Here is a 19,596-nt window from a genome sequence, read left to right on the forward strand (position 1 = left end):
ACGAGCGGCAAACGGCGCGATTACATTGTGTTTCTTGCCCGGCACTTGCCGGGTACGGTGCAGGCGCGAAAACGCGCTGCACCGTACCCGTCATCTTACTGCGAACCGTTGACGGATGTGCCAAAACGACGCATATCGACGCACGAAATACGCTAGAAAAGCGATGAAAACGACAGAAGCGTGCAGATTGATACGGGTTTTCCCGGAGCTTGTTGCATGCCGGACGCTTTCACGCAGCGGCAGGCAAACGCGAAACAACAAATTGCCGACGAATATCTTTCGCGTTTACAACAAACGGCAGGTTCACGCTCAAAACGAAAACGGCGGATCGCATCACGATGCGATCCGCCGCCTGCGCACTCATCCGAGCACGCCATACTCATCGCGAACCCGCGAGATGCGGGCCCGTTCGTCTGCCGAATACCGATTCCGCTCGATTACAGCCGCGTATCGCGCGCAGCCCGCAAGAACGTATCGAGAAGCGGCGTGCAATCGAGCAGTTCCGGGCCGCCTGCGCGGTGGAATTCCGGATGCCATTGGACCCCGACCACGAACGGTGCGCGGCGATACCGGATGCCTTCGATGATGCCGTCCTCCGCGGACACAGCCTCGATGTTCAGATCGCGGCCGAGATCGCGGATCGCCTGGTGATGGATCGAATTGACGATCGCGTCCTGCCGGCCGGGGAACATGTTGACGAGCGTCGAGCCTTTCGGAAAACGGATCGCGTGCCGATGCTGGTCGTAGCGCTCGCTGACATGCGCGCCCGCCGTCGGCACGTCGCTCGCGATGTCCTGATAGAGCGTGCCGCCGAACGCGACGTTGATGAGCTGGCAGCCGCGGCACACGCCGAGCACCGGCTTGCCCGACTCGACGAACTCGTGCAACAGCTCCAGCTCGTACATGTCGCGGACGCGATCGCCCGGCCATTCGGGGCGCGCGTCGGCGGCCGCGTAGGTTTGCGGCGACACATCCGCGCCGCCTTGCAGCAAGAGGCCGTCGAGATGCTTCGCGTAATCGCGCAGCCGGATGTTGCTCGGATGCAGCATGCCTTGATGGCCGACGGTGGGAATCATGAACACCAGCACGTCGCGCGACATCACCCAGTGCGCGATCGACTCCTCCAGATATTGCAGCGTCTTGCCGCGCAACCCGGGTGCGCCCGGCTCCGGATGAAAGATCCGCGCCGACACGCCAATGCGCAGCGTGCGCTGCGTGATCCGCTGGCCAGCCCGGTCGAACAACCGGCGCGCACGCGCGGCGACGATCCGGCCGAATACCGACCAAGGTGTGTCGCTTTGCTTCAGATAGGCGGGAGGCGCAGGCGATGCAGCGTTGGCCGGTGGCGGGCGCGATGTCTCGAAATCGGGCTGCGCGCCGAAGCCGGGAGGCGGCGAGCCGGGCTTCGCGCCCGACGCGGGCGCAGCCGGACCGGATGCGGCGGCGCTCGATCCCGGCGCAGCGGACGCCGCGCCGCCGGATGAAGCCGCGCCGGATGCGCTGGCCGCTGCCGGGTCGGCCGCTGCCGGGCGACCTGCCGGCGCGGCGGCTTGCGCGGCATCGGCTGCCGGCGGAGAGGCCGTTGGCGAACCCGCCGTTGACGCGTGGGATGCCGGCGAACGCTGCACCGCGCCATCTGCCGAGCCGGCGGGCCCGGCAGCCTCGGCGGCCGCCGGCCGTTGCGCGTCGGTGGCCGAGCCCGGCGCGCCCGGCTCGGCGCCGCCGCTCGCCGGCGCGCTGCCGGGTGCGCCGATGTCCTGCGCCGCGGCGATCTGCGCGGCGAAGGCGCCGACATGAACGCTCGCGCCCGGATGCGGCTGGCTGCTGGACGAATCGGGGGAATCGGCAGATCGTGGAGCCGTCGGCCCGGACGTGCCGGCGGAAGAGGACGATACGTTGGAAGAAACGCCGGGCTGGCCGGCCGGTGCGGGCGTGTTTTCGCTCATGACGTGGGGCTGGTGCGTCGGTCACGCGGAGAATCAACGAGCGTTCATTATCCGTCAACGAGCCGTCGACGCGCGGCAAACCGGCCGACTTTCGTCTGCGCTGTTGCAAGTTCGCGTCGAAATCGAGCCGGCCCGCGCGACGTTCTACAATGCGCGAGTCCGCGCCGCATTCCCGGACGTCCGGCCGCGCCGAACACATCTTGCCGCGCGCCGTCCACGGTGGGGCCGCCGTCTTGTCGGTACGCTGTCCGTACCTTGTCCGTATCTCGTCCACGCTTCGAGCCGATACCGCCATGACCACTTTCGCTCCCTTTGCGCCGCTTGCCCGCCTCGGCGCGGAGCTCGCCCGCGGCGCGACGACGAGCCGCGCGCTTGTCGAAACCGCGCTCGAGCGGATCGCCGATCCGGCCGGGCAAGGCGCGATCGCGTTCGTCGAAGTCGACGCGCAGCGCGCACGCGCGGCCGCCGACGCGCACGACCGGTTGCGCGCGGCTGGCGTCGAGCTGTCGCCGCTTGCCGGCATTCCGGTGTCGGTGAAGGATTTGTTCGACGTCGCCGGGCAGGTGACGCGTGCGGGCTCGCGCGTGCTCGACGGCGCGCCACCCGCGGCGGCCGATGCAATCGCCGTCGCGCGGCTCAAGCAGGCAGGCGCCGTGATCGTCGGGCGCACCAACATGAGCGAGTTCGCGTTCACGGGCGTCGGCCTCAATCCGCACTACGGCACGCCGCGCTCGCCGTACCGGCGCGGCGTGCCGGGCGACGAGCGGATCGCGGGCGGCTCGTCGTCGGGCGCGGCGGCGTCGGTGGCCGACGGGATGGCGGCCGTCGCGCTCGGCACCGATACGGGCGGCTCGCTGCGGATTCCCGCCGCGCTCTGCGGGCTGACAGGCTTCAAGCCGACCGCGAGCCGGATCCCGAAGCAAGGCGGCGTGCCGCTGTCGACGACGCTCGACTCGTTCGGGCCGATCGGCGTATCGGTCGCGTGCTGCGCGCTCGTCGACCGGATTCTCGCCGGCCTGCCGCCGCGAGTGCCCGCCGCGCGCGCGCTCGAAGGCGTGCGGCTCGGCGTGCTGACGAACTACGTGACGGACGGCGTCGAAGCGCACGTCGCGGCGTCGCTCGATGCGGCGCTCAAGCATCTCGAAGCGGCGGGCGCGATCGTCGAGGACACGCGCTTCGCGCCGCTCGACCGGCTGCCCGACATCAACCGCTTCGGCTTCGCGTCGATCGAAGCATACGCGTGGCACCGCCGGCTGCTCGCGCGGCAGCGCGACGCCTACGATCCGCGCGTGCTCGCGCGCATCCTGAAGGGCGAGCCTGCGAGCGCCGCCGATTACCTGGACCTGGTGGCCGAGCGCGCGGCGCTGATCGACGACGCGGCCCGCACGGTGTGGCGGCATTTCGACGCACTCGTCGCGCCAACCGTCGCGATCGAGCCGCCGCGCATCAACGCGCTCGAACACGACGACGACGCATTCGCCCGCGTGAACGCACTCGTGTTGCGCAACACCAGCGCGTTCAATTTTCTCGACGCGTGCGCGCTGTCGCTGCCATGCCATCCGCGCGACACCGCGCCCGTCGGCTTGATGCTTGCCGCCGCGCCGCACCGCGATGACGCGCTGCTCGCGATCGGCCAGGCGGTCGAAGCGGTGCTTGCGACGATCCGGTGACAACCGCCATGCGCGCCGCTGCGCTGCACTGCCGCGCGCCGTGCAGCGCCAGGCACGGCGGCGCAGTGCGGCGGCCGTCCGGACCAATCGTCCGCTCGCCCGGCCCCACGCCGGATTCCAAGCACGGCGCGCGGCCACGGTGCTGAGCTAAAATCCATTCCTTCATTTTCCCGACCGCTCAAAGGCTCCCCTTCCCCGATGAACGATCTAGCGCTCCCGCTACGCCGCGAACGAAAGCGGCTCGTCCTGCTTGGCTTGGTCTGCATCGCGCTGCTCGCCGGTGCGCTGTACCTGCAATATGTGAAGCACGAGGATCCCTGCCCGCTTTGCATCGTCCAACGCTATTTCTTCGTGCTGATCGCGGTGTTCGCGTTTCTCGGCGCGGCAATGAAAAGCGGCGCCGGCGTGGCGGCGCTCGAACTGCTGATCGTGGTGTCGGCCGCCGCGGGCGTCGGCACGGCGGCGCGCCATCTATACGTGCAATTGAATCCGGGCTTCAGTTGCGGCTTCGATGCGTTGCAGCCGATCGTCGACGGCCTGCCGCCCGCGCACTGGCTGCCCGGCGTGTTCAAGGTCGCCGGACTATGCGAGACCGTCTACCCGCCGATTTTCGGCATCCTGCTGCCGGGCTGGGCGCTGATCGGCTTTGCGCTGATCCTCGTGCTCGTTGCCGCCAGCCTGCTGCGCCATCGCGGACGGCTGCGCTGACACGGCGCGGCGCGGCGGAGGATCGGCCGAGCCGCTGCCGTGCCGCCCGCGCGAACGCGCGGGCGGCAACGCGTCATGGGCCCGGACGCCCGCTATCGGGCTTGCGTCGCCGCGCCTGGCGCTTCGTCGGCTTCGGCCTCGCTGCGCCCGCCGGCTTGCCGCCGTCGACGCGCGGATGCTTCGTCGATGCACCGCGGCGCTCGGTTGCGTGATGGATCCGCCGGCCTGCTCGCCGATACGTGCCGCCCGGCGTGCCGCGCCAAGATACCGCCCCGACGTGCCGCCACAGCGCCCGAGCGCCGGCCCACCGCCGCGCCCGCGCCCCGCTTCGCACGCCACCCGGAAACCTCGGCCCGGCGCACGGATCGTAACTGGATCATGATCGCCGCCGAATAGCCCGCATCATCGCTGCGCGATACCACCGCCTTTTTGCGGTGCTATCTTGGTTCTCCGGATGGCGATCCACGTGCGCGCCGTGGGCCGGTTCCCGCTGCCGCGTAACGCGCGCCTGATCTGCATGCCATATCCCGTGGATTCGCCATGACAACGCTACCCATCCCGACCGAACGCCGCTCCGTGCGCCCGCTGCCGCGCCTTCACGCAAGCGCCCCTCGCCCGGCCATCACGCCCTGATTCTGGAGAAACGCCGGATGGAACCCTGGCTCGCCGATTTACAACACCTGCTCGCGCACGGCGACGCAGCCGTCCTCGTGACGGTCGCGCGCGTGGACGGCTCCGCGCCGCGCGACGCCGGCGCCAAGATGCTCGTCACGCGCGACGCCGCACGCCATACGATCGGCGGCGGACATCTCGAATGGAAAGCAATCGAGCTTGCCCGGCAATTGCTGAAGGAAGGCGCGCGCACGCCGCACGCGCGCCGCCTCGAGCGGCTCGCGCTGGGCCCGAGTCTCGGCCAGTGCTGCGGCGGCGCGGTCGTGCTCGCGTTCGAGCGGCTCGACATCGCCGATCTCGGCTGGGTCACATCGCTCGCGAAACGCACCGCGGCGAGCACAGCCACCGTGCGCAGCGTGTCATTCGGCCCCGAGCCGGATGCCGTGATGCTGAGCGAGCCGGCGCCGGGCGCGGCACACGCCGACTGCCTGCTGTGGGATACCGGCAGCGCGCCGCTGCTGACCGAGACGATCGCCCCGCATGAGTTCCCGGTCGTGCTGTTCGGCGCGGGGCACGTCGGCGCGGCGCTCGTGCGCGTGCTCGCGACGCTGCGCTGCAGTGTGCGCTGGGTAGACGAGCGGGACGCGCCGTTCCCGCCGCCCGATTCACTCGCGGGCATCGGCAACCTGACCCTCGACGCGAACGATGCGCCCGATTCGGCCATCGACGACGCGCCCGCCGGTGCGTACTTCGTCGTGATGACGCACAATCACGCCCGCGATTTGGAACTCGCGCATCGGATCTTGCTGCGCCGCGACTACGCATACTTCGGCATGATCGGCTCGAAGACGAAGCGCATGCAGTTCGAGCACCGGCTCGCCGCGCGCGGAATCGATCCGGCGCAGATCGCGCGGATGCAATGCCCGATCGGCGTGCCCGGCATCGTCGACAAGGCGCCGGAGGCGATCGCGGTCGCGGTCGCCGCGCAACTGCTGCAAACCGTGGCCGCGCGCCGCGCCGGCCCGCGGCCGGCATCGGCCGCGCCTTTCACTGCGCTCGACGCGGGCGAAAGCCCCGCGCCGCGCTCAAGCCCGACCGACGCCGGCATTGACTGAACCGCGCCGAGCGCCGCCCCTGACGAACCCTCACCCCAACGATACCGTGATGACCACCCTACTCAAGAACAAAATCGCCCGCGCGCCGAAAGCGGAGCTGCACATCCACATCGAGGGCTCGCTCGAGCCGGAACTGATCTTCAAGCTCGCGCAGCGCAACCGAGTGAAGCTCGCCTACGAGTCGATCGACGCGCTGCGCGCCGCGTATGCGTTCACCGATCTGCAATCGTTCCTCGACATCTACTACGCAGGCGCGAGCGTGCTGCTGACCGAGCAGGATTTCCACGACATGACGGCCGCCTACGTCGAGCGCGCGCTCGCCGATCATGTCGCGCATACGGAAATTTTCTTCGACCCGCAGACGCACACCGCCCGCGGCGTGCCGATCGAGACCGTGGTGGCCGGCATCGAGCGCGCGCTCGCCGACGCCGAGCAACACGGCCTGTCCAGCAAGCTGATTCTCTGCTTCCTGCGCCATCTGCCGGAAGAGGACGCACTCGCGACGTTCGACGCCGCGCTGCCGCTGTTCGAGCGCTACGCGCACCGGCTGATCGGCGTCGGCCTCGATTCGTCCGAGCGCGGCAATCCGCCGTCGAAATTCGCGCGCGTGTTCGCGAAAGCGCGCGAGCGCGGGCTGAAGCTCGTCGCGCACGCAGGCGAGGAAGGCCCACCCGAATATGTGACCGACGCGCTCGATCTGCTGAAGGTCGACCGCGTCGATCACGGCGTGCGCAGCAGCGAGGATGCGGCACTCGTCGCGCGGCTCGCGAGCGAGAAGATCGCGCTCACCGTCTGCCCGCTGTCGAACCTGAAGCTGCGCGTGTTCAACGACCTGACCCAGCACACGCTGAAGGATCTGCTCGGCCGCGGCGTCGCGGTGACGATCAACTCCGACGATCCCGCGTATTTCGGCGGCTATGTGAACGACAACTACTTCGCGAGCGTCGACGCGCTGCAGCTCGGCGACGCCGACGTCTACACGATCATCCGCAACAGCTTCGACGCGTCGTTCGTCACCGCCGACGAACGCGCGGCGCTGATCGCCAAGCTCGACGCGCACTGGCATGCAGCCTGACGGCTGAGCCACGCGCGCGCGTCGCCTGCAACGACCGCGCTGCCGGCGACGACGCACGACGCGGGCGCGGCGGCCGCGCGCGAAACACCCCGCACCCGGACGCGGCATCCGCGTCACCACTCATGAAGGAGAACGTGCCGATGGACACCTACCGAGGCGCCGCCGCGCCCGCGAAACGCTCGGCGCTAGAACGCCGCTTCGGCATCCGCGAATCCGGCTCGCGGCTGCGCACGGAGATCGTCGCGGGCATCACGACGTTCCTGACCGCGATGTACATCATCGTCGTCAATCCCGGCATCCTGTCGCAGGCTGGCGTGCCGTTCGCGGCGGCGCTCACCGCGACGGTGCTCGTCAGCTTTGCCGGCAGTTGCGCGATGGGGCTCTACGCACGCAATCCGGTGCTCGTCGCGCCGGGAATGGGAATGAACGCGCTCTTCACGTTCGTCATGGTCCATGCGGGCAAGATGCCGTGGCAGACCGCGCTCGGCTGCGTGTTCTGGGCCGGCGTGCTGTTTGCCGTGTTGGCCGCGTTCAATGCGCGCCAGCTCGTCGTCGACGCGATTGCGCCGAACCTGCGGCATGCAATATCGTGCGGCATCGGGCTTTTCATCAGCCTGATCGGGCTGGTGAACGCGAAATTCATCGTCGGCGATCCGGTGACGATCGTGCATGCGGCGTCGCTCAACCCGGTCACCGTCACGTTCCTCGCCGGCCTCGCGATCACGACCGTGCTCGTCGTGCGTCGCGTGACGGGCGCGCTGATGCTCGGCATCGTCGCGACGACGCTGCTCGCGATCCCGATCGGCCGCCTGTGGGGCGACGGCAGCGCATATTGGCCCGCCGCGCACGCGACGAAAACGCTCGTCAACTGGAACGGCCTCGTCGCCGCGCCGGATTTCTCTGCGGTCGGCCAGCTCGATCTGCTCGGCGCGCTCAGGTTCGCGTACTGGCCGTTCATCTTCGTGATGCTGTTCACCGCGTTCTTCGACGCGCTATCCACCTTCATGGCGATCTCCGAAGCGGGCAACCTGCGCGATCGCGACGGCAATCCGCGCAACATCCGCCAATCGATGATCGTCGACGCGTTCTCGGCCGTGGTATCCGCGCCACTCGGCACAAGCCCCGCGAACGCGTATATCGAATCGGCGGCGGGCATCTCGGCGGGCGGACGCACGGGCCTCGTCGCGGTGGTCGCGGGCGTCTGCTTCGTGCCGTTCCTGTTCCTGTCGCCGCTGTTGTCGCTGGTGCCCGCGATCGCGACGGCGCCCGCGCTCGTGCTGGTCGGCGTGTTCATGATGGAGTCGATCACGAAGATCGAATGGCACCGCCTCGACGAGGCGATTCCCGCATTCGTCGCGATGATCCTGATCCCGCTCACGTATTCGATCACCGAAGGCATCGCCTACGGCTTTCTGTCGTTCGTCGTGCTCAAGCTGTTCACCGGCCGCCGCCGCGACGTGAAGCCGGCGATGTGGATCGTCGCCGCGCTGTCCGTGCTGCTCGTCGCGCAACTCTGATTTCAATCGCTACTGGATTTCCAACGATGACCCAAACCGCTTTCCGCGCCCGCCTGCTGACCTTCGACGGCGAGCCCGCGCTGCTCGACAACGCGGCGCGCTTCGAAGAGGACGGCCTGCTGATCGTCGGCGACGACGGGCGCGTCGTCGCGGCCGGCCCGTATGCGGCGCTCGCGCCGCGCGTCGCGCCCGGCGCGGCGCTCGTCACGCTGCGCGACAAGCTGATCGTGCCGGGCTTCATCGACGCGCATGTCCACTATCCGCAAACCGAGATGATCGCGTCGCCCGCGCCGGGCCTGCTGCCCTGGCTCGATCGCTACACGTTTCCGACCGAGCGGCGCTTCGCCGATCCCGCGCATGCGCGCGAAGTCGCCGAATTCTTCCTCGATACGCTGCTCGCCTGCGGCACGACCACCGCGCTCGTCTACTGCACGGTGCACCGGCAATCGGCCGACGCGTTTTTCGAGGCGAGCGACGCGCGCAATCTGCGAATGATCGCGGGCAAGGTGCTGATGGATCGCCACTGCCCCGACTTCCTGCGCGATACCGCGCAATCCGGCCATGACGACAGCGCCGCGCTGATCCGCCGCTGGCACGGCCACGGGCGGCAGATGTACGCGCTGACGCCGCGCTTTGCGCCGACCTCGACGCACGAGCAGCTCGACGCGTGCGGCGCGCTCGCGCGGCAGCATCCGGACGTGTTCGTCCAGAGCCACGTCGCGGAGAATCTCGACGAAGTGCGCTGGGCGGCCGAGCTGTTCCCCGAGCGCCGCAGCTATCTCGACATCTACGATCACTACGGGCTGCTGCGCCGGCGCGCGGTGTACGGCCACTGCATCCACCTCGACGACGCCGATCGCCGCCGCTTTGCCGAAACCGGCGCGCTCGCCGCGCATTGCCCGACCTCGAACCTGTTTCTCGGCAGCGGGCTGTTCGATTTCGGGCGCGCGAGCGCGCAGCGCATGGCGTTCGCGCTCGCGACGGACGTTGGCGGGGGCACGTCGTTCTCGATGCTGCAGACGATGAACGAAGCGCACAAGATCGCGCGGATGACGGGCCATCATCTGAGCGCGACGCAGATGTTCTGGCTTGCGACGGCGGGCGCGGCGCACGCGCTCGATCTCGCGGATACGGTCGGCACGCTTGCGCCGCGCAGCGAGGCCGATTTCGTCGTGCTCGATCCGGCCGCGACGCCGCTCGTCGCGCGCCGCGCCGCGCGCGCGGAATCGCTCGAAGAGCTGCTGTTCGCGCTCGCGCTGCTCGGCGACGACCGTGCGGTTTATCGGACATATGCGGCAGGGCGCTGCGTGCACCGGCGCGACGCAGCGGACGTGGACTGAGCGCCGGGCGCAACGCGCAACCGGTGCGACGCGGGCGGCAAACTCGATGACCGTGGCGCAAACAACACTGATAAACCGAAACGCGCCGCGCTATTTTTTCGCTTGGCGCACCACATGCTAGAATGCGCCGTTCATTGGGGAGTAGCCGCTTCGCTCGATGCCGCGCCACCCGGCGCGCTCGTGACGAAGGCGTCCGTCAACAGACTTGGCCTCGCGGCCATGGCGGACGCAGCCCGCAAGGCCTGGCGAGACCGATGGTTCATCGCGCGCCGCAATCGGGCCCGGCGCGCGGCGGATCGTCGCTCGCATTCAACCAGGCCCTGGGATATTCGTGCCGTGACCCAAGCTTTCCTGATCTCGACGGGCGCCGTCGCCCTCGCCGAAATCGGCGACAAAACCCAGCTGCTTTCCCTCGTTCTCGCCGCACGCTATCGCAAGCCGATGCCGATCATCCTGGGCGTGCTCGCCGCGACGCTGATCAACCACGGCCTGGCCGGCGCGCTCGGCGAATGGCTCGGCGAATATCTGACGCCGTCCGTGATGCGCTGGGCGCTCGCGGTCTCGTTCATCGCAATGGGCCTGTGGATTCTCGTTCCCGACAAGCTCGACGCCGACGGAGCCAACGCGGCGCGCTCGCGGCTCGGCGTGTTCGGCGCGACGTTCGTCGCGTTCTTCCTCGCGGAAATGGGTGACAAGACGCAGATCGCGACCGTCGCGCTCGCCGCGCGCTTCCAGGATTACATCGGCGTGGTTGCCGGCACGACCTTCGGGATGATGCTCGCGAACGTGCCAGCGATCCTGCTCGGCGAGCGCTTCGCGCATCGGCTGCCGACCCGTGTCGTGCACGGCATCGCCGCAGTGCTGTTCATCGTGCTCGGCGCGCTCGCGTTTATTCGCGGCGGCGCGTGACGGCGCGCGGCGCTGCTGCGGGCATACGTGGCGATCGATCGAGCCGCGGGCGGACGATCGACCGACAAGCAATTGCGTGCCGCTGCCGCAGCGGATCGCGCAACCGCGCGGCGCAACGGGCGGGAGATGACGAAACACGCCGGCGCGGCGCGCTGCCGATTCGCCGGCCTCGGTTTGCCGGCCTCGGTTCGCCGTTCGCCGCCAGCGTACTTACTTACCGTACTGCCGCAGCCGCCCCGGACGCAGGAGCGGGAGCCGGCACGGCCCGCTCGTTCGACGGCATCGCAGCCGGGCCGCGCGCGTCGATGGGCAGCCGCACCGTGCGCACCGTCCCGTTGCCGAGCGGAAAATCGGCGAGCGCCGCGCGGGCCAGATATGGCATCGCCTGCAGTAGCGACGCCCCGTCGCCCGCATTGCGCGCGGAGACGTTATAGACCTCCTTGCCCGTCGCCCGCTCGGAGATCCGGATGTCGAGCGTGCGCTCGAAGATCTGGTAGGTCTGGGTCACATAGCCCGCCGGAAACGGCCCCCACGGGCCATACGGCCCCCAAGGCCCGCCGCGCCAATACGGGCCGGGGCCGAACCACGGGTCGTAATAGACCGGCTGCGGCACGCTCACCCAGTTGCTTTTGATCCCATACGAAAGCCCGACAAGGTAGCGCGCATCCTTCGCCGGCACCCGGTTGAACGCATAGGCCGACAGTTCGTTGCCGACGAGTTGCTCGTAAGTGGCCTGCTCCAGGCTATTCTGCTGCTCGGCGGTCCGGCTGAACGCGTAGGTGCGCGACGCATCGTTGCCGCTCCAGCTCGAGAACGCGGTGACCTGTGTCGTCACATAAGACGTGCAGCCGGACAGCAGCACGAGCGTCGCGCCCGCGAGCCCGATGACGCCGCGAGCGGTTGAGTAGCGTTTCATGTTCGTCCTCTTGATCGATGGTCTCGCGCCGGCGGCAGCGCAGCCCGGCAATGATGGAAATGATCGGATCATAGCCGCCGCGCGGGCGTCGCGCCGATAATACGCAGACCGTCCGCGCGCGCGAAAAGTTCGGCCGCCCCGCGTGGGCGAAGGCTTTGTACAATGAGCGTTTCATTGCCGCCGCGCCCGTGCGCGCAGGCGCCCGCCCTTCTCTTACCACCCCACGATCGCCATGTCCGAAACCGCCGCTCCTTCCGCCGTGATCCGCCGTAGCGACTATACGCGCCCCGCGTTCCTGATCGACACCGTCGCGCTCGAATTCGACCTCGCGCCCGCCCGCACGCGCGTGCGCAACACGATGCGCGTGCGCCGCAATCCGGACGCCGCCCGCGCACCGCACCTCGAACTGATGGGCGAGGCGCTCGAATTCGCCGGCGCATGGATCGACGGCGCGCCGCACGCCGCCGCGCGCGCGCACGAGCATGGCCTGACGGTGGAAAACGTGCCCGACGCGTTCGAGCTGACCATCGACAGCGTGTGCGCGCCCGAATCGAACACGACGCTGTCCGGCCTTTATGTGTCGAGCGGCAATTTCTTCACGCAGTGCGAAGCGGAAGGCTTCCGGCGGATCACCTACTTCGTCGACCGCCCCGACGTGATGGCGACATATACGGTTACGCTGCGCGCGGACAAAACCGGGTATCCGGTGCTGCTGTCGAACGGCAATCTCGTCGATTCGGGCGACCTGCCCGACGGCCGCCACTACGCGAAATGGGAAGACCCGTTCAGAAAACCGAGCTATCTGTTCGCGCTCGTCGCGGGCAAGCTGGTCGCGCTCGAGGAGAAAATCACGACCGGCTCCGGCAAGGAAAAGCTGCTGCAGGTTTGGGTCGAGCCGCAAGATCTCGACAAGACCCGCCATGCGATGGATTCGCTGATCCATTCGATCCGCTGGGACGAAAAGCGCTTTGGCCTCGAACTCGATCTCGACCGCTTCATGATCGTCGCCGTCGGCGACTTCAACATGGGCGCAATGGAGAACAAGGGGCTCAACATCTTCAACACGAAGTACGTGCTCGCGAATCCGCAAACGGCAACGGACGTCGATTTCGCGAACATCGAATCGGTGGTCGGCCACGAGTATTTCCATAACTGGACAGGCAACCGCGTGACCTGCCGCGACTGGTTCCAGTTGAGTCTGAAGGAAGGGCTGACCGTATTCCGCGACCAGGAATTCTCCGCCGACATGGCCGCGGGCGACGACCTCGACGCCGCCGCGCGCGCGGTCAAACGCATCGAGGACGTGCGCGTGCTGCGCCAGCTCCAGTTCGCCGAGGACGCGGGCCCGATGGCGCACCCGGTGCGGCCCGAGAGCTATGTCGAGATCAACAACTTCTACACGATGACCGTCTACGAAAAAGGCGCGGAAGTCGTGCGGATGTACCAGACGCTGTTCGGCCGCGACGGATTCCGCAAGGGAATGGACCTGTACTTCAAGCGCCACGACGGCCAAGCCGTCACCTGCGACGACTTCCGCCACGCGATGGCCGACGCGAACGGCCGCGATCTCGCGCAATTCGAGCGCTGGTACAGCCAGGCCGGCACACCGCGCGTGGCGGTCAGCGCCGAATACGACGCCGCCGCGAAACGCTATTCGGTGACGCTCACGCAAGGCTACGGCGATGCCGCGCCCGCCGCGCGCGACACGCAGAAGGGGCCGCTGCTGATTCCGTTCGCGATCGGCCTGATCGATGCCGACGGCCGCGACCTGCCGCTGCGCGTCGAAGGCGAAGCGGCCGCGTCCGGCACGACGCGCGTGCTCGAGCTGACCGAAACCGAGCAGACATTTACGTTCGTCGATGTCGCCGCCGCGCCACTGCCGTCGCTGCTGCGCAACTTCTCGGCGCCGGTGATCGTCGAGTACGACTATCGCGACGACGAACTCGCGTTCCTGCTCGCCCACGACAGCGATCCTTTCAACCGCTGGGAAGCGGGCCAGCGGCTCGCGACGCGCACGCTGCTGGCGCTCGCCGCGCGCGCGGCCACCCAGCAGCCGCTCGCGCTCGACGGCACGTTCGTCGCCGCATTCAAGCGCGTGCTGAACGACGACGCGCTGTCGCCCGCCTTTCGCGAGCTGGCGCTGACGCTGCCGTCCGAGGCGTATCTCGCCGACCAGATGAACGAAGCCGATCCGGCCGCCGTTCACCGCGCGCGCCAGTTCGTGCGCCACGAGCTGGCGGCCGCGCTGCGCGCCGACTGGCTCGCCGCCTACGAACGCCACGCGACGCCAGGCGATTACGCGCCGACGCCCGACGCCGCCGGCCGCCGCGCATTGAAGAATCTCGCGCTCGCGTATCTCGCCGAACTTGACGATCCGGCCGATGCAATCCGGCTCGCGCACGCGCAATACGACGCCGCGAACAACATGACGGACCGCGCGGCCGCGCTCGCCGCGCTGCTATCCGCCGCCGCGGGTTCGGCATCGGCCGCGCAGCCGGCCGAGCGCGCGCTCGACGATTTCTATCACCGCTTCGAGCACGAGGCGCTCGTGATCGACAAGTGGTTCTCGATGCAGGCAACGCGTCGCGGCACGCCCGAGCATCCAACGCTCGATACCGTGCGCCAGCTGCTCGAACATCCCGCGTTCAACCTGAAGAATCCGAACCGCGCGCGCGCGTTGATCTTCGGCTTCTGCTCGGCGAATCCCGCGCAGTTTCACGCGCCCGACGGCTCCGGCTATGCATTCTGGGCCGATCAGGTGCTCGCGCTCGATGCGCTGAATCCGCAAGTTGCCGCGCGGCTCGCGCGCGCGCTCGAGCTGTGGCGCCGCTACATACCCGCGCTGCGCGAGCCGATGCGCAACGCGCTCGAGCGCGTTGCCGCCGTCGCGCAGTCGCGCGACGTGCGTGAGGTTGTCGAAAAAGCGCTCGCGTAGCGCAGGCTTGCCGCAGCCGGGCCCGGCTGCGGCAAACGCTTCGGGCAGCTTGACTCGGAACCCATCCGGGCCCGTCAGCGCAACAACGACCCAAAGCGAAACATGCCGGAGCGCAGCACCGTGCAATCCCGCAGCGCGGCGCGGGCCGGCGGGCACGCCACGCAGACCGCCCTCTCGCACGCTCCGGCGCGTTGCCCGCCAACGGCGCGCGTTCGCCAGCGCGGCGCGAAGTCCGATATCGCGCCCAATGCCGATGACGCCCCACGGCGCCCCGACGCACCCGGCCAACGGCACACCGCGCCGGGCCAGCCCGTGAGCGACCAATGCGCACAGGCCGCCGGCCGGCGCGCACAGCGCCGTTCCTGGCGCGGCGATCCGCCCAAGCCCAAGATCCAGGATCTGGCCCTGCGCGCCGGAATCACCGGGCGGCCCTCCGAACCACTGCGGCAAACAGCGCGCGTTACGCCACATTCGGCGCGCTGCGCGCGGAAAAACCGCCGGCCGGCGCAGCGCGGCGAGTAAAATCGAGCCAATTATTCCTATCCCAGCATCTTCTGCATTTTTCAGCCTCTCGGAGTTCCTCCATGTCCATTACCCGACGCACCACGCTGTCCAAGTTCCTGATCGAGCAGCAGCGTGAAACCCATGATCTCCCCGCCGATCTGCGCCTGTTGATCGAAGTGGTCGCGCGCGCGTGCAAGGCAATCAGCTACAACGTGAGCAAGGGCGCACTGGGCGACGCGCTCGGCACGGCCGGCAGCGAGAACGTCCAGGGCGAGGTTCAGAAGAAACTCGACATCCTGTCGAACGAAATCCTGCTCGATGCGAATGAATGGGGCGGCAATCTCGCCGCGATGGCATCCGAGGAGATGGAGACGTTCTTCCCGATCCCGGCGAACTACCCGCGCGGCGAATACCTGCTCGTGTTCGATCCGCTCGACGGCTCGTCGAATATCGACGTCAACGTATCGATCGGCACGATCTTCTCGGTGCTGCGCTGCCCGGACGGCCAGCAAGCGACCGAGCAGTCGTTCCTGCAACCCGGCACGCAACAAGTCGCGGCCGGCTACGCGGTGTACGGCCCGCAAACCGTATTCGTGCTGACAACAGGCAATGGCGTGAACTGCTTCACGCTCGATCGCGAAGTCGGCTCGTGGGTGCTGACGCAAAGCAACCTGCAAATTCCGGCCGATACGCGCGAATATGCGATCAACGCGTCGAACGCGCGCCACTGGTACGACCCGGTGAAGCGCTATATCGACGAACTGAACGCGGGCGCGGATGGCCCGCGCGGCGAGAATTTCAACATGCGCTGGATCGCGTCGATGGTCGCCGACGTGCACCGGATCCTGAACCGCGGCGGCGTCTTCATGTACCCGGCCGATAAGCGCACGCCCGATCGCCCGGGCAAGCTGCGGCTGATGTACGAAGCGAATCCGATGTCGTTCATCGTCGAGCAGGCAGGCGGCGCGGCCACCACGGGCACCGAGCGCATCCTCGACGTTCGGCCGACGGGGCTGCATCAACGCGTGCCGGTAATCCTCGGCTCGAAGAACGAGGTCGAGCGCATCGCGCGATATCATCAGGAAGCGAAGTAAGGCTGCGCAAGGGCAGCGCGACGCGGGTCATTGGAAAACGCCACGCTGCCCGCGCGTGCGAAATCTGGGGAAGCCGGGCGGCGAAGATTCGGTGAAAACGCTGTTTCGCCCAGCCAACGAAAAAATTTTCGCCCGCCCTCTTGTCAGCTTCGCGTAGGCACCCTATAATCTCATCTCTCTGTTGCCGGTGTAGCTCAGTTGGTAGAGCAGCGCATTCGTAATGCGAAGGTCGTAGGTTCGACTCCTATCTCCGGCACCAAATAATTCAAGGGCTTAGCCGCAAGGCTAGGCCCTTTTTACTTTCAGCCTGTCAACGAAGTGTCAACGCGCGAACAAGCGCAACCCCAACCCTCCCCGTCTACTTCGGCTCGCTCTTCTCGAACTCCTTCGAGTACGCGTAAATTTTCGCAAACAACGCGTCGTCGCCGAAGGCCCGTACAGCCATAGCAAAGCTTACGATGGCCCGATACACATAGTTCCAGACGTCAGCAGCGTGATCACCCCAAAACGGCATCCCACGCATTCCCGCCATATGAAATCGAGCCGGCTGACCTCCGTACATTTCCATCAAGTGTGGCGACGCCCCATGCACAAAACCGGAATTCGTCTTGTGGATAGCCTGCATCGCCGCCACGCCCCCACTTGGATTCGGCCCCGCAACGGGATTACTCGAAAGGTAGGCGTGAATCCGCGATCGACGGATGCTTGGCCGCTTGATCCGCGTCTCATGCGGCCTGTCAGCGTCCTCGAAGTCCTCCAGAAAAAACTCTTGAAGAAACTGGCGATGCAAGTCTGTCTCCTCAACAATCAGACCCAACGCCAGAAAGCTAACGTCCTCGCAAGCCTCATCGACCATGCGACAGACCGCCGCCTGCTCCTGGATGTAGCCCTGTTCAAGCAAAAGCAACGCGGCCCGAAGACCGCTCACAACCCTCGCCATCTTCTGGACAATCGCCTGTCGCGCGCCCTGCTCGGCGTAGCGAAAACCGTATGCAGTTCGCGCAAAAGTGATCATCACCGGCGGATCAATGCGGCGCGACAGGTCATGTACGGTTGTTTCCATGTTGCCCAGCGCTTCCGCATAAAGGTCTCTTCGCTTCATGTCGTTCATCCCCACACTTCACCCCGAAAGCCGTCTGCCCGCCCTCTAGCTTAGATACCGGATTCAGCATCCTCGCCTCCTGAAGATGCTCAGGTGACAGATGCGCGTAACGCATCGTCATAGTTAAGTTAGCGTGCCCCAATATACGCTGCAACGTAAGAATGTTGCCGCCATTCATCATGAAATGACTCGCGAACGTATGGCGCAATACATGCGTCAACTGCCCGGCCGGAAGCTCCAACCCTGCACGATCGACCGCCTCTCGAAACGCTGAGAACGCCGTCGAAAAGATCCGGACGCCTCGCCCATGTGCATCAGCATGGGCCAATATACGCTGCTGCAATCTGTCGTCGATCGGAACCGTACGAGTACGCCGACTTTTCGTCCTAGAGAACTGTATCTGGCCGTTCCGAACCTGACTGCGCGTCAACGTCTCAGCCTCAGACCAGCGCGCGCCTGTAGACAAGCACACGACAGCAATCAACTCAGCCCCTGGGTTTCTGGACGCCTGCAACTCGCGAAGCAACACGCCAATCGACTCGGCATCGAGAAACGATAGCTCCCGCTCATGCACTTTGAACTGTCGCAGCTTTCCCAACGGATTGCCGCTACCCGGCGTACCCGTAATAAGCGTGATCATTTAACGAAGAACTTTTTGAAGCTCGACACACCAGCCATCGCCACGCGCGCACTCAACGCCCCGCCGATATAGCCGATCCCCTGAAAGATGCCGCCCATCGCCAGCACATTAGCCACATCCGAACCAAGCCCACCGACCGACGATGTAAGCCACTGCATCGCCTGATTGAGCGCAAGATCAATCCCGGCCACCGTTACCACTCCGACACCAAGCGCCAACAGCGCCTGCACAATGATCGGCTGAACAAGGCTCAACAGAAATGTCGCCCAGGTCATCGCGCAGCTCCAGACTCGATCCACTCAAGCCGTTCCTGCGGAAACTCGCGCTCGCCATACCACGCCCCGACCATGCAACCGACCAGCAGCACGAGCACCATCAACGCGAAAAACACCTTCATAGCGACACCCCCGTACACGTCGGAGTACTTCCAAACGTGTCTAAAGGCATTAGATACCGTCGCCACATCATTCGTGAAACACATCGCGGATGGCGAACAACGCAACAAGCGTCCGTTCACTAAGAGCGACCTAGCACACCTATTCGATCCCGCAATCAACTTCAGCATCCAGCTCGGCGCCCCGGAGACGATCAATGCGATGGGCGAGGACGGCCTACGCGAAATCACGAAGCAGCTCGTGGCCGCGAGAAGATGGCATATCGAGGTAATGCTCGAGCGTCTTCGGCAAATTGCATTCGTAGACCCACTTATCGACGAGCAACGTGCCAACGACGCAGAGTTTGTCAAAGAGTTCGAAGAAGAATTGACAACAAAGAAGCGAACCAAGACGAGGGAATGATCATGACCAGCAACCCGGACCCTGAACTACTTGAACTGCTAAACGGCATCACGCCCGACAATCAACACCCGGAAGCAGACTTCGGATGCCCGGTCGGCCGAGAGATTTGGCCCCCATATGACGAATCACCAGTACCAAATTCCGACTAGCTCATGTGCGAACCAATCAAATGGCCCGCTGCGGAAGCTCCCGACAACGTCTAGCGCCACCGATACAACCTGCCCTTGTTGACATTTGAGGGACACACATCCCGCCGAGCATCCATGGCTCAAAACAAGGATCATCGGCCAATCAACCCCTGTCCCTCATCTGTCAACAACGAGCCTAGCGGCTGATTCTCCACGGCGACCGCTGCTTCGCGAACGTCAACAAAGCGTCAACCCGATAGTCACTCGATGGCACACAAAGGCATCCGCCCCCTGATAAACTGAATCGGCCCGGGTTTTTCGGAGACCTCAACCTTTGAGAGAATGGGGTCATGGAAACCTTAAAACCTGAAAGCAATGTAAAAAAGAAGGCCCAACCGAAATACTCGGCGGAGATGCGCGCACGCGCCGTGCGGATGGTGTTGGACCACCTGCGGGAGTACGAATCGGAATGGGCGGCCATCAGCTCGATCGCGGCGAAAGTCGGCTGCACGCCGGAGACGCTACGCAAATGGGTTCGGCAGGAGCAGAAGGATCGGGGCCAGCGCGCCGGCGCCACGACAGCCGAAA

General features: G+C 66.4%; 18 protein-coding genes, 1 tRNA gene and 1 riboswitch. Of the genes, 12 read left to right on the forward strand and 7 right to left on the reverse strand.

All coding sequences use genetic code 11. The features are described from left to right. Positions 1 to 229 precede the first annotated feature (229 nt). Together WS68_RS29290 and WS68_RS17180 are read right to left on the reverse strand one after the other, a co-directional pair. The gene (locus WS68_RS29290; RefSeq protein ID WP_269434552.1) at positions 230 to 364 is read right to left on the reverse strand and encodes a hypothetical protein; all 135 of its coding nucleotides are present in this window, start codon (positions 362 to 364) and stop codon (positions 230 to 232) included. A gap of 73 nt (positions 365 to 437) precedes the next feature. Beyond that, positions 438 to 1,946: a gamma-glutamyl-gamma-aminobutyrate hydrolase family protein gene (locus WS68_RS17180; protein ID WP_059571922.1), complete on the reverse strand. Its 1,509-nt coding sequence runs from the start codon at positions 1,944 to 1,946 to the stop codon at positions 438 to 440. A 293-nt stretch (positions 1,947 to 2,239) separates the two neighbouring features. Between WS68_RS17180 and WS68_RS17185 the strand changes: the two genes are divergently transcribed. The 7 genes from WS68_RS17185 to WS68_RS17215 all read left to right on the forward strand — a co-directional run bounded on the left by WS68_RS17185 (position 2,240) and on the right by WS68_RS17215 (position 10,892). Next, the gene (locus WS68_RS17185) at positions 2,240 to 3,616 is read left to right on the forward strand and encodes an amidase (protein ID WP_059571923.1); all 1,377 of its coding nucleotides are present in this window, start codon (positions 2,240 to 2,242) and stop codon (positions 3,614 to 3,616) included. 198 nt (positions 3,617 to 3,814) lie between these two features. Next, complete coding sequence (locus WS68_RS17190; protein ID WP_059571924.1) at positions 3,815 to 4,324, forward strand: disulfide bond formation protein B; 510 nt, start codon at positions 3,815 to 3,817, stop codon at positions 4,322 to 4,324. A gap of 650 nt (positions 4,325 to 4,974) precedes the next feature. Continuing rightward, positions 4,975 to 6,051 carry a xanthine dehydrogenase accessory protein XdhC gene (gene xdhC / locus WS68_RS17195; RefSeq protein ID WP_059571925.1) on the forward strand — a complete coding sequence of 359 codons (1,077 nt, stop codon included), beginning with the start codon at positions 4,975 to 4,977 and terminating at the stop codon, positions 6,049 to 6,051. A gap of 49 nt (positions 6,052 to 6,100) precedes the next feature. Beyond that, complete coding sequence (locus tag WS68_RS17200) at positions 6,101 to 7,126, forward strand: adenosine deaminase (RefSeq protein ID WP_059571926.1); 1,026 nt, start codon at positions 6,101 to 6,103, stop codon at positions 7,124 to 7,126. Positions 7,127 to 7,266: 140 nt separating this feature from the next. Further along, entirely contained in the window at positions 7,267 to 8,643 is a 1,377-nt protein-coding gene (locus tag WS68_RS17205) for an NCS2 family permease (protein WP_059571955.1), read from the forward strand. Between the two features lie 26 nt (positions 8,644 to 8,669). Further along, positions 8,670 to 9,983 carry a guanine deaminase gene (guaD, locus tag WS68_RS17210; protein ID WP_059571927.1) on the forward strand — a complete coding sequence of 438 codons (1,314 nt, stop codon included), beginning with the start codon at positions 8,670 to 8,672 and terminating at the stop codon, positions 9,981 to 9,983. Positions 9,984 to 10,100: 117 nt separating this feature from the next. Next, positions 10,101 to 10,265, forward strand: a riboswitch (yybP-ykoY riboswitch). Between the two features lie 54 nt (positions 10,266 to 10,319). After that, a complete protein-coding gene (locus tag WS68_RS17215; protein ID WP_059571928.1) occupies positions 10,320 to 10,892 on the forward strand; it encodes a TMEM165/GDT1 family protein in 573 nt (190 codons plus the stop codon). 214 nt (positions 10,893 to 11,106) lie between these two features. Here WS68_RS17215 and WS68_RS17220 read toward each other — a convergent pair whose 3' ends face one another. Next, positions 11,107 to 11,808, reverse strand: coding sequence for a DUF4136 domain-containing protein (locus tag WS68_RS17220; RefSeq protein WP_059571929.1), 702 nt, complete (start codon positions 11,806 to 11,808; stop codon positions 11,107 to 11,109). Between the two features lie 232 nt (positions 11,809 to 12,040). Here WS68_RS17220 and pepN point away from each other — a divergent pair, with 232 nt between their 5' ends. The 3 genes from pepN to WS68_RS17240 all read left to right on the forward strand — a co-directional run bounded on the left by pepN (position 12,041) and on the right by WS68_RS17240 (position 16,600). Beyond that, the gene (gene pepN, locus WS68_RS17225) at positions 12,041 to 14,743 is read left to right on the forward strand and encodes an aminopeptidase N (protein ID WP_059571930.1); all 2,703 of its coding nucleotides are present in this window, start codon (positions 12,041 to 12,043) and stop codon (positions 14,741 to 14,743) included. Positions 14,744 to 15,327: 584 nt separating this feature from the next. Continuing rightward, positions 15,328 to 16,341: a class 1 fructose-bisphosphatase gene (locus tag WS68_RS17235; RefSeq protein ID WP_059571932.1), complete on the forward strand. Its 1,014-nt coding sequence runs from the start codon at positions 15,328 to 15,330 to the stop codon at positions 16,339 to 16,341. A 183-nt stretch (positions 16,342 to 16,524) separates the two neighbouring features. Beyond that, positions 16,525 to 16,600 (forward strand) — tRNA-Thr (locus WS68_RS17240). A gap of 99 nt (positions 16,601 to 16,699) precedes the next feature. Here WS68_RS17240 and WS68_RS17245 read toward each other — a convergent pair. The 4 genes from WS68_RS17245 to WS68_RS29295 are packed head-to-tail and all read right to left on the reverse strand — an operon-like array spanning position 16,700 to position 18,480. Then, the gene (locus WS68_RS17245; RefSeq protein WP_231753045.1) at positions 16,700 to 17,452 is read right to left on the reverse strand and encodes a hypothetical protein; all 753 of its coding nucleotides are present in this window, start codon (positions 17,450 to 17,452) and stop codon (positions 16,700 to 16,702) included. Then, complete coding sequence (locus tag WS68_RS17250; protein WP_231753046.1) at positions 17,385 to 18,083, reverse strand: tyrosine-type recombinase/integrase; 699 nt, start codon at positions 18,081 to 18,083, stop codon at positions 17,385 to 17,387. Before WS68_RS17250 ends, WS68_RS17245 begins: the two co-directional genes overlap by 68 nt. Next, positions 18,080 to 18,358 (reverse strand): DUF2523 domain-containing protein, encoded by a 279-nt coding sequence (locus WS68_RS17255; protein ID WP_059571934.1) that lies wholly within the window; start codon positions 18,356 to 18,358, stop codon positions 18,080 to 18,082. The genes WS68_RS17250 and WS68_RS17255 overlap by 4 nt, the downstream gene beginning before the upstream one ends. Next, positions 18,355 to 18,480, reverse strand: a complete 126-nt coding sequence (locus WS68_RS29295; protein ID WP_257785991.1) for a hypothetical protein — start codon at positions 18,478 to 18,480, stop codon at positions 18,355 to 18,357. The genes WS68_RS17255 and WS68_RS29295 overlap by 4 nt, the downstream gene beginning before the upstream one ends. A 73-nt stretch (positions 18,481 to 18,553) precedes the next feature. On the opposite strand from WS68_RS29295, the gene WS68_RS17265 reads away from it, so the two are divergent. Both WS68_RS17265 and WS68_RS17270 read left to right on the forward strand, forming a co-directional pair. Beyond that, positions 18,554 to 18,880 carry a hypothetical protein gene (locus WS68_RS17265; protein ID WP_059571936.1) on the forward strand — a complete coding sequence of 109 codons (327 nt, stop codon included), beginning with the start codon at positions 18,554 to 18,556 and terminating at the stop codon, positions 18,878 to 18,880. A gap of 478 nt (positions 18,881 to 19,358) precedes the next feature. Further along, positions 19,359 to 19,596, forward strand: a 238-nt coding sequence (locus tag WS68_RS17270) for a transposase (RefSeq protein ID WP_156429362.1), incomplete at its 3' end; no start/stop codon positions are given.

Source organism: Burkholderia sp. TSV86 (assembly GCF_001522865.1).
GTDB lineage: Bacteria > Pseudomonadota > Gammaproteobacteria > Burkholderiales > Burkholderiaceae > Burkholderia.

What these genes read in the sequence shown, in the direction of transcription:
- WS68_RS29290 (WP_269434552.1), bottom strand. Translation starts at nt 364, where the DNA reads ATGAGTGCGCAGGCGGCGGATCGCATCGTGATGCGATCCGCCGTTTTC.
- WS68_RS17180 (WP_059571922.1), bottom strand. Translation starts at nt 1,946, where the DNA reads ATGAGCGAAAACACGCCCGCACCGGCCGGCCAGCCCGGCGTTTCTTCC.
- WS68_RS17185 (WP_059571923.1), top strand. Translation starts at nt 2,240, where the DNA reads ATGACCACTTTCGCTCCCTTTGCGCCGCTTGCCCGCCTCGGCGCGGAG.
- WS68_RS17190 (WP_059571924.1), top strand. Translation starts at nt 3,815, where the DNA reads ATGAACGATCTAGCGCTCCCGCTACGCCGCGAACGAAAGCGGCTCGTC.
- xdhC (WP_059571925.1), top strand. Translation starts at nt 4,975, where the DNA reads ATGGAACCCTGGCTCGCCGATTTACAACACCTGCTCGCGCACGGCGAC.
- WS68_RS17200 (WP_059571926.1), top strand. Translation starts at nt 6,101, where the DNA reads ATGACCACCCTACTCAAGAACAAAATCGCCCGCGCGCCGAAAGCGGAG.
- WS68_RS17205 (WP_059571955.1), top strand. Translation starts at nt 7,267, where the DNA reads ATGGACACCTACCGAGGCGCCGCCGCGCCCGCGAAACGCTCGGCGCTA.
- guaD (WP_059571927.1), top strand. Translation starts at nt 8,670, where the DNA reads ATGACCCAAACCGCTTTCCGCGCCCGCCTGCTGACCTTCGACGGCGAG.
- WS68_RS17220 (WP_059571929.1), bottom strand. Translation starts at nt 11,808, where the DNA reads ATGAAACGCTACTCAACCGCTCGCGGCGTCATCGGGCTCGCGGGCGCG.
- pepN (WP_059571930.1), top strand. Translation starts at nt 12,041, where the DNA reads ATGTCCGAAACCGCCGCTCCTTCCGCCGTGATCCGCCGTAGCGACTAT.
- WS68_RS17235 (WP_059571932.1), top strand. Translation starts at nt 15,328, where the DNA reads ATGTCCATTACCCGACGCACCACGCTGTCCAAGTTCCTGATCGAGCAG.
- WS68_RS17245 (WP_231753045.1), bottom strand. Translation starts at nt 17,452, where the DNA reads ATGAACGACATGAAGCGAAGAGACCTTTATGCGGAAGCGCTGGGCAAC.
- WS68_RS17250 (WP_231753046.1), bottom strand. Translation starts at nt 18,083, where the DNA reads ATGATCACGCTTATTACGGGTACGCCGGGTAGCGGCAATCCGTTGGGA.
- WS68_RS17255 (WP_059571934.1), bottom strand. Translation starts at nt 18,358, where the DNA reads ATGACCTGGGCGACATTTCTGTTGAGCCTTGTTCAGCCGATCATTGTG.
- WS68_RS29295 (WP_257785991.1), bottom strand. Translation starts at nt 18,480, where the DNA reads ATGAAGGTGTTTTTCGCGTTGATGGTGCTCGTGCTGCTGGTCGGTTGC.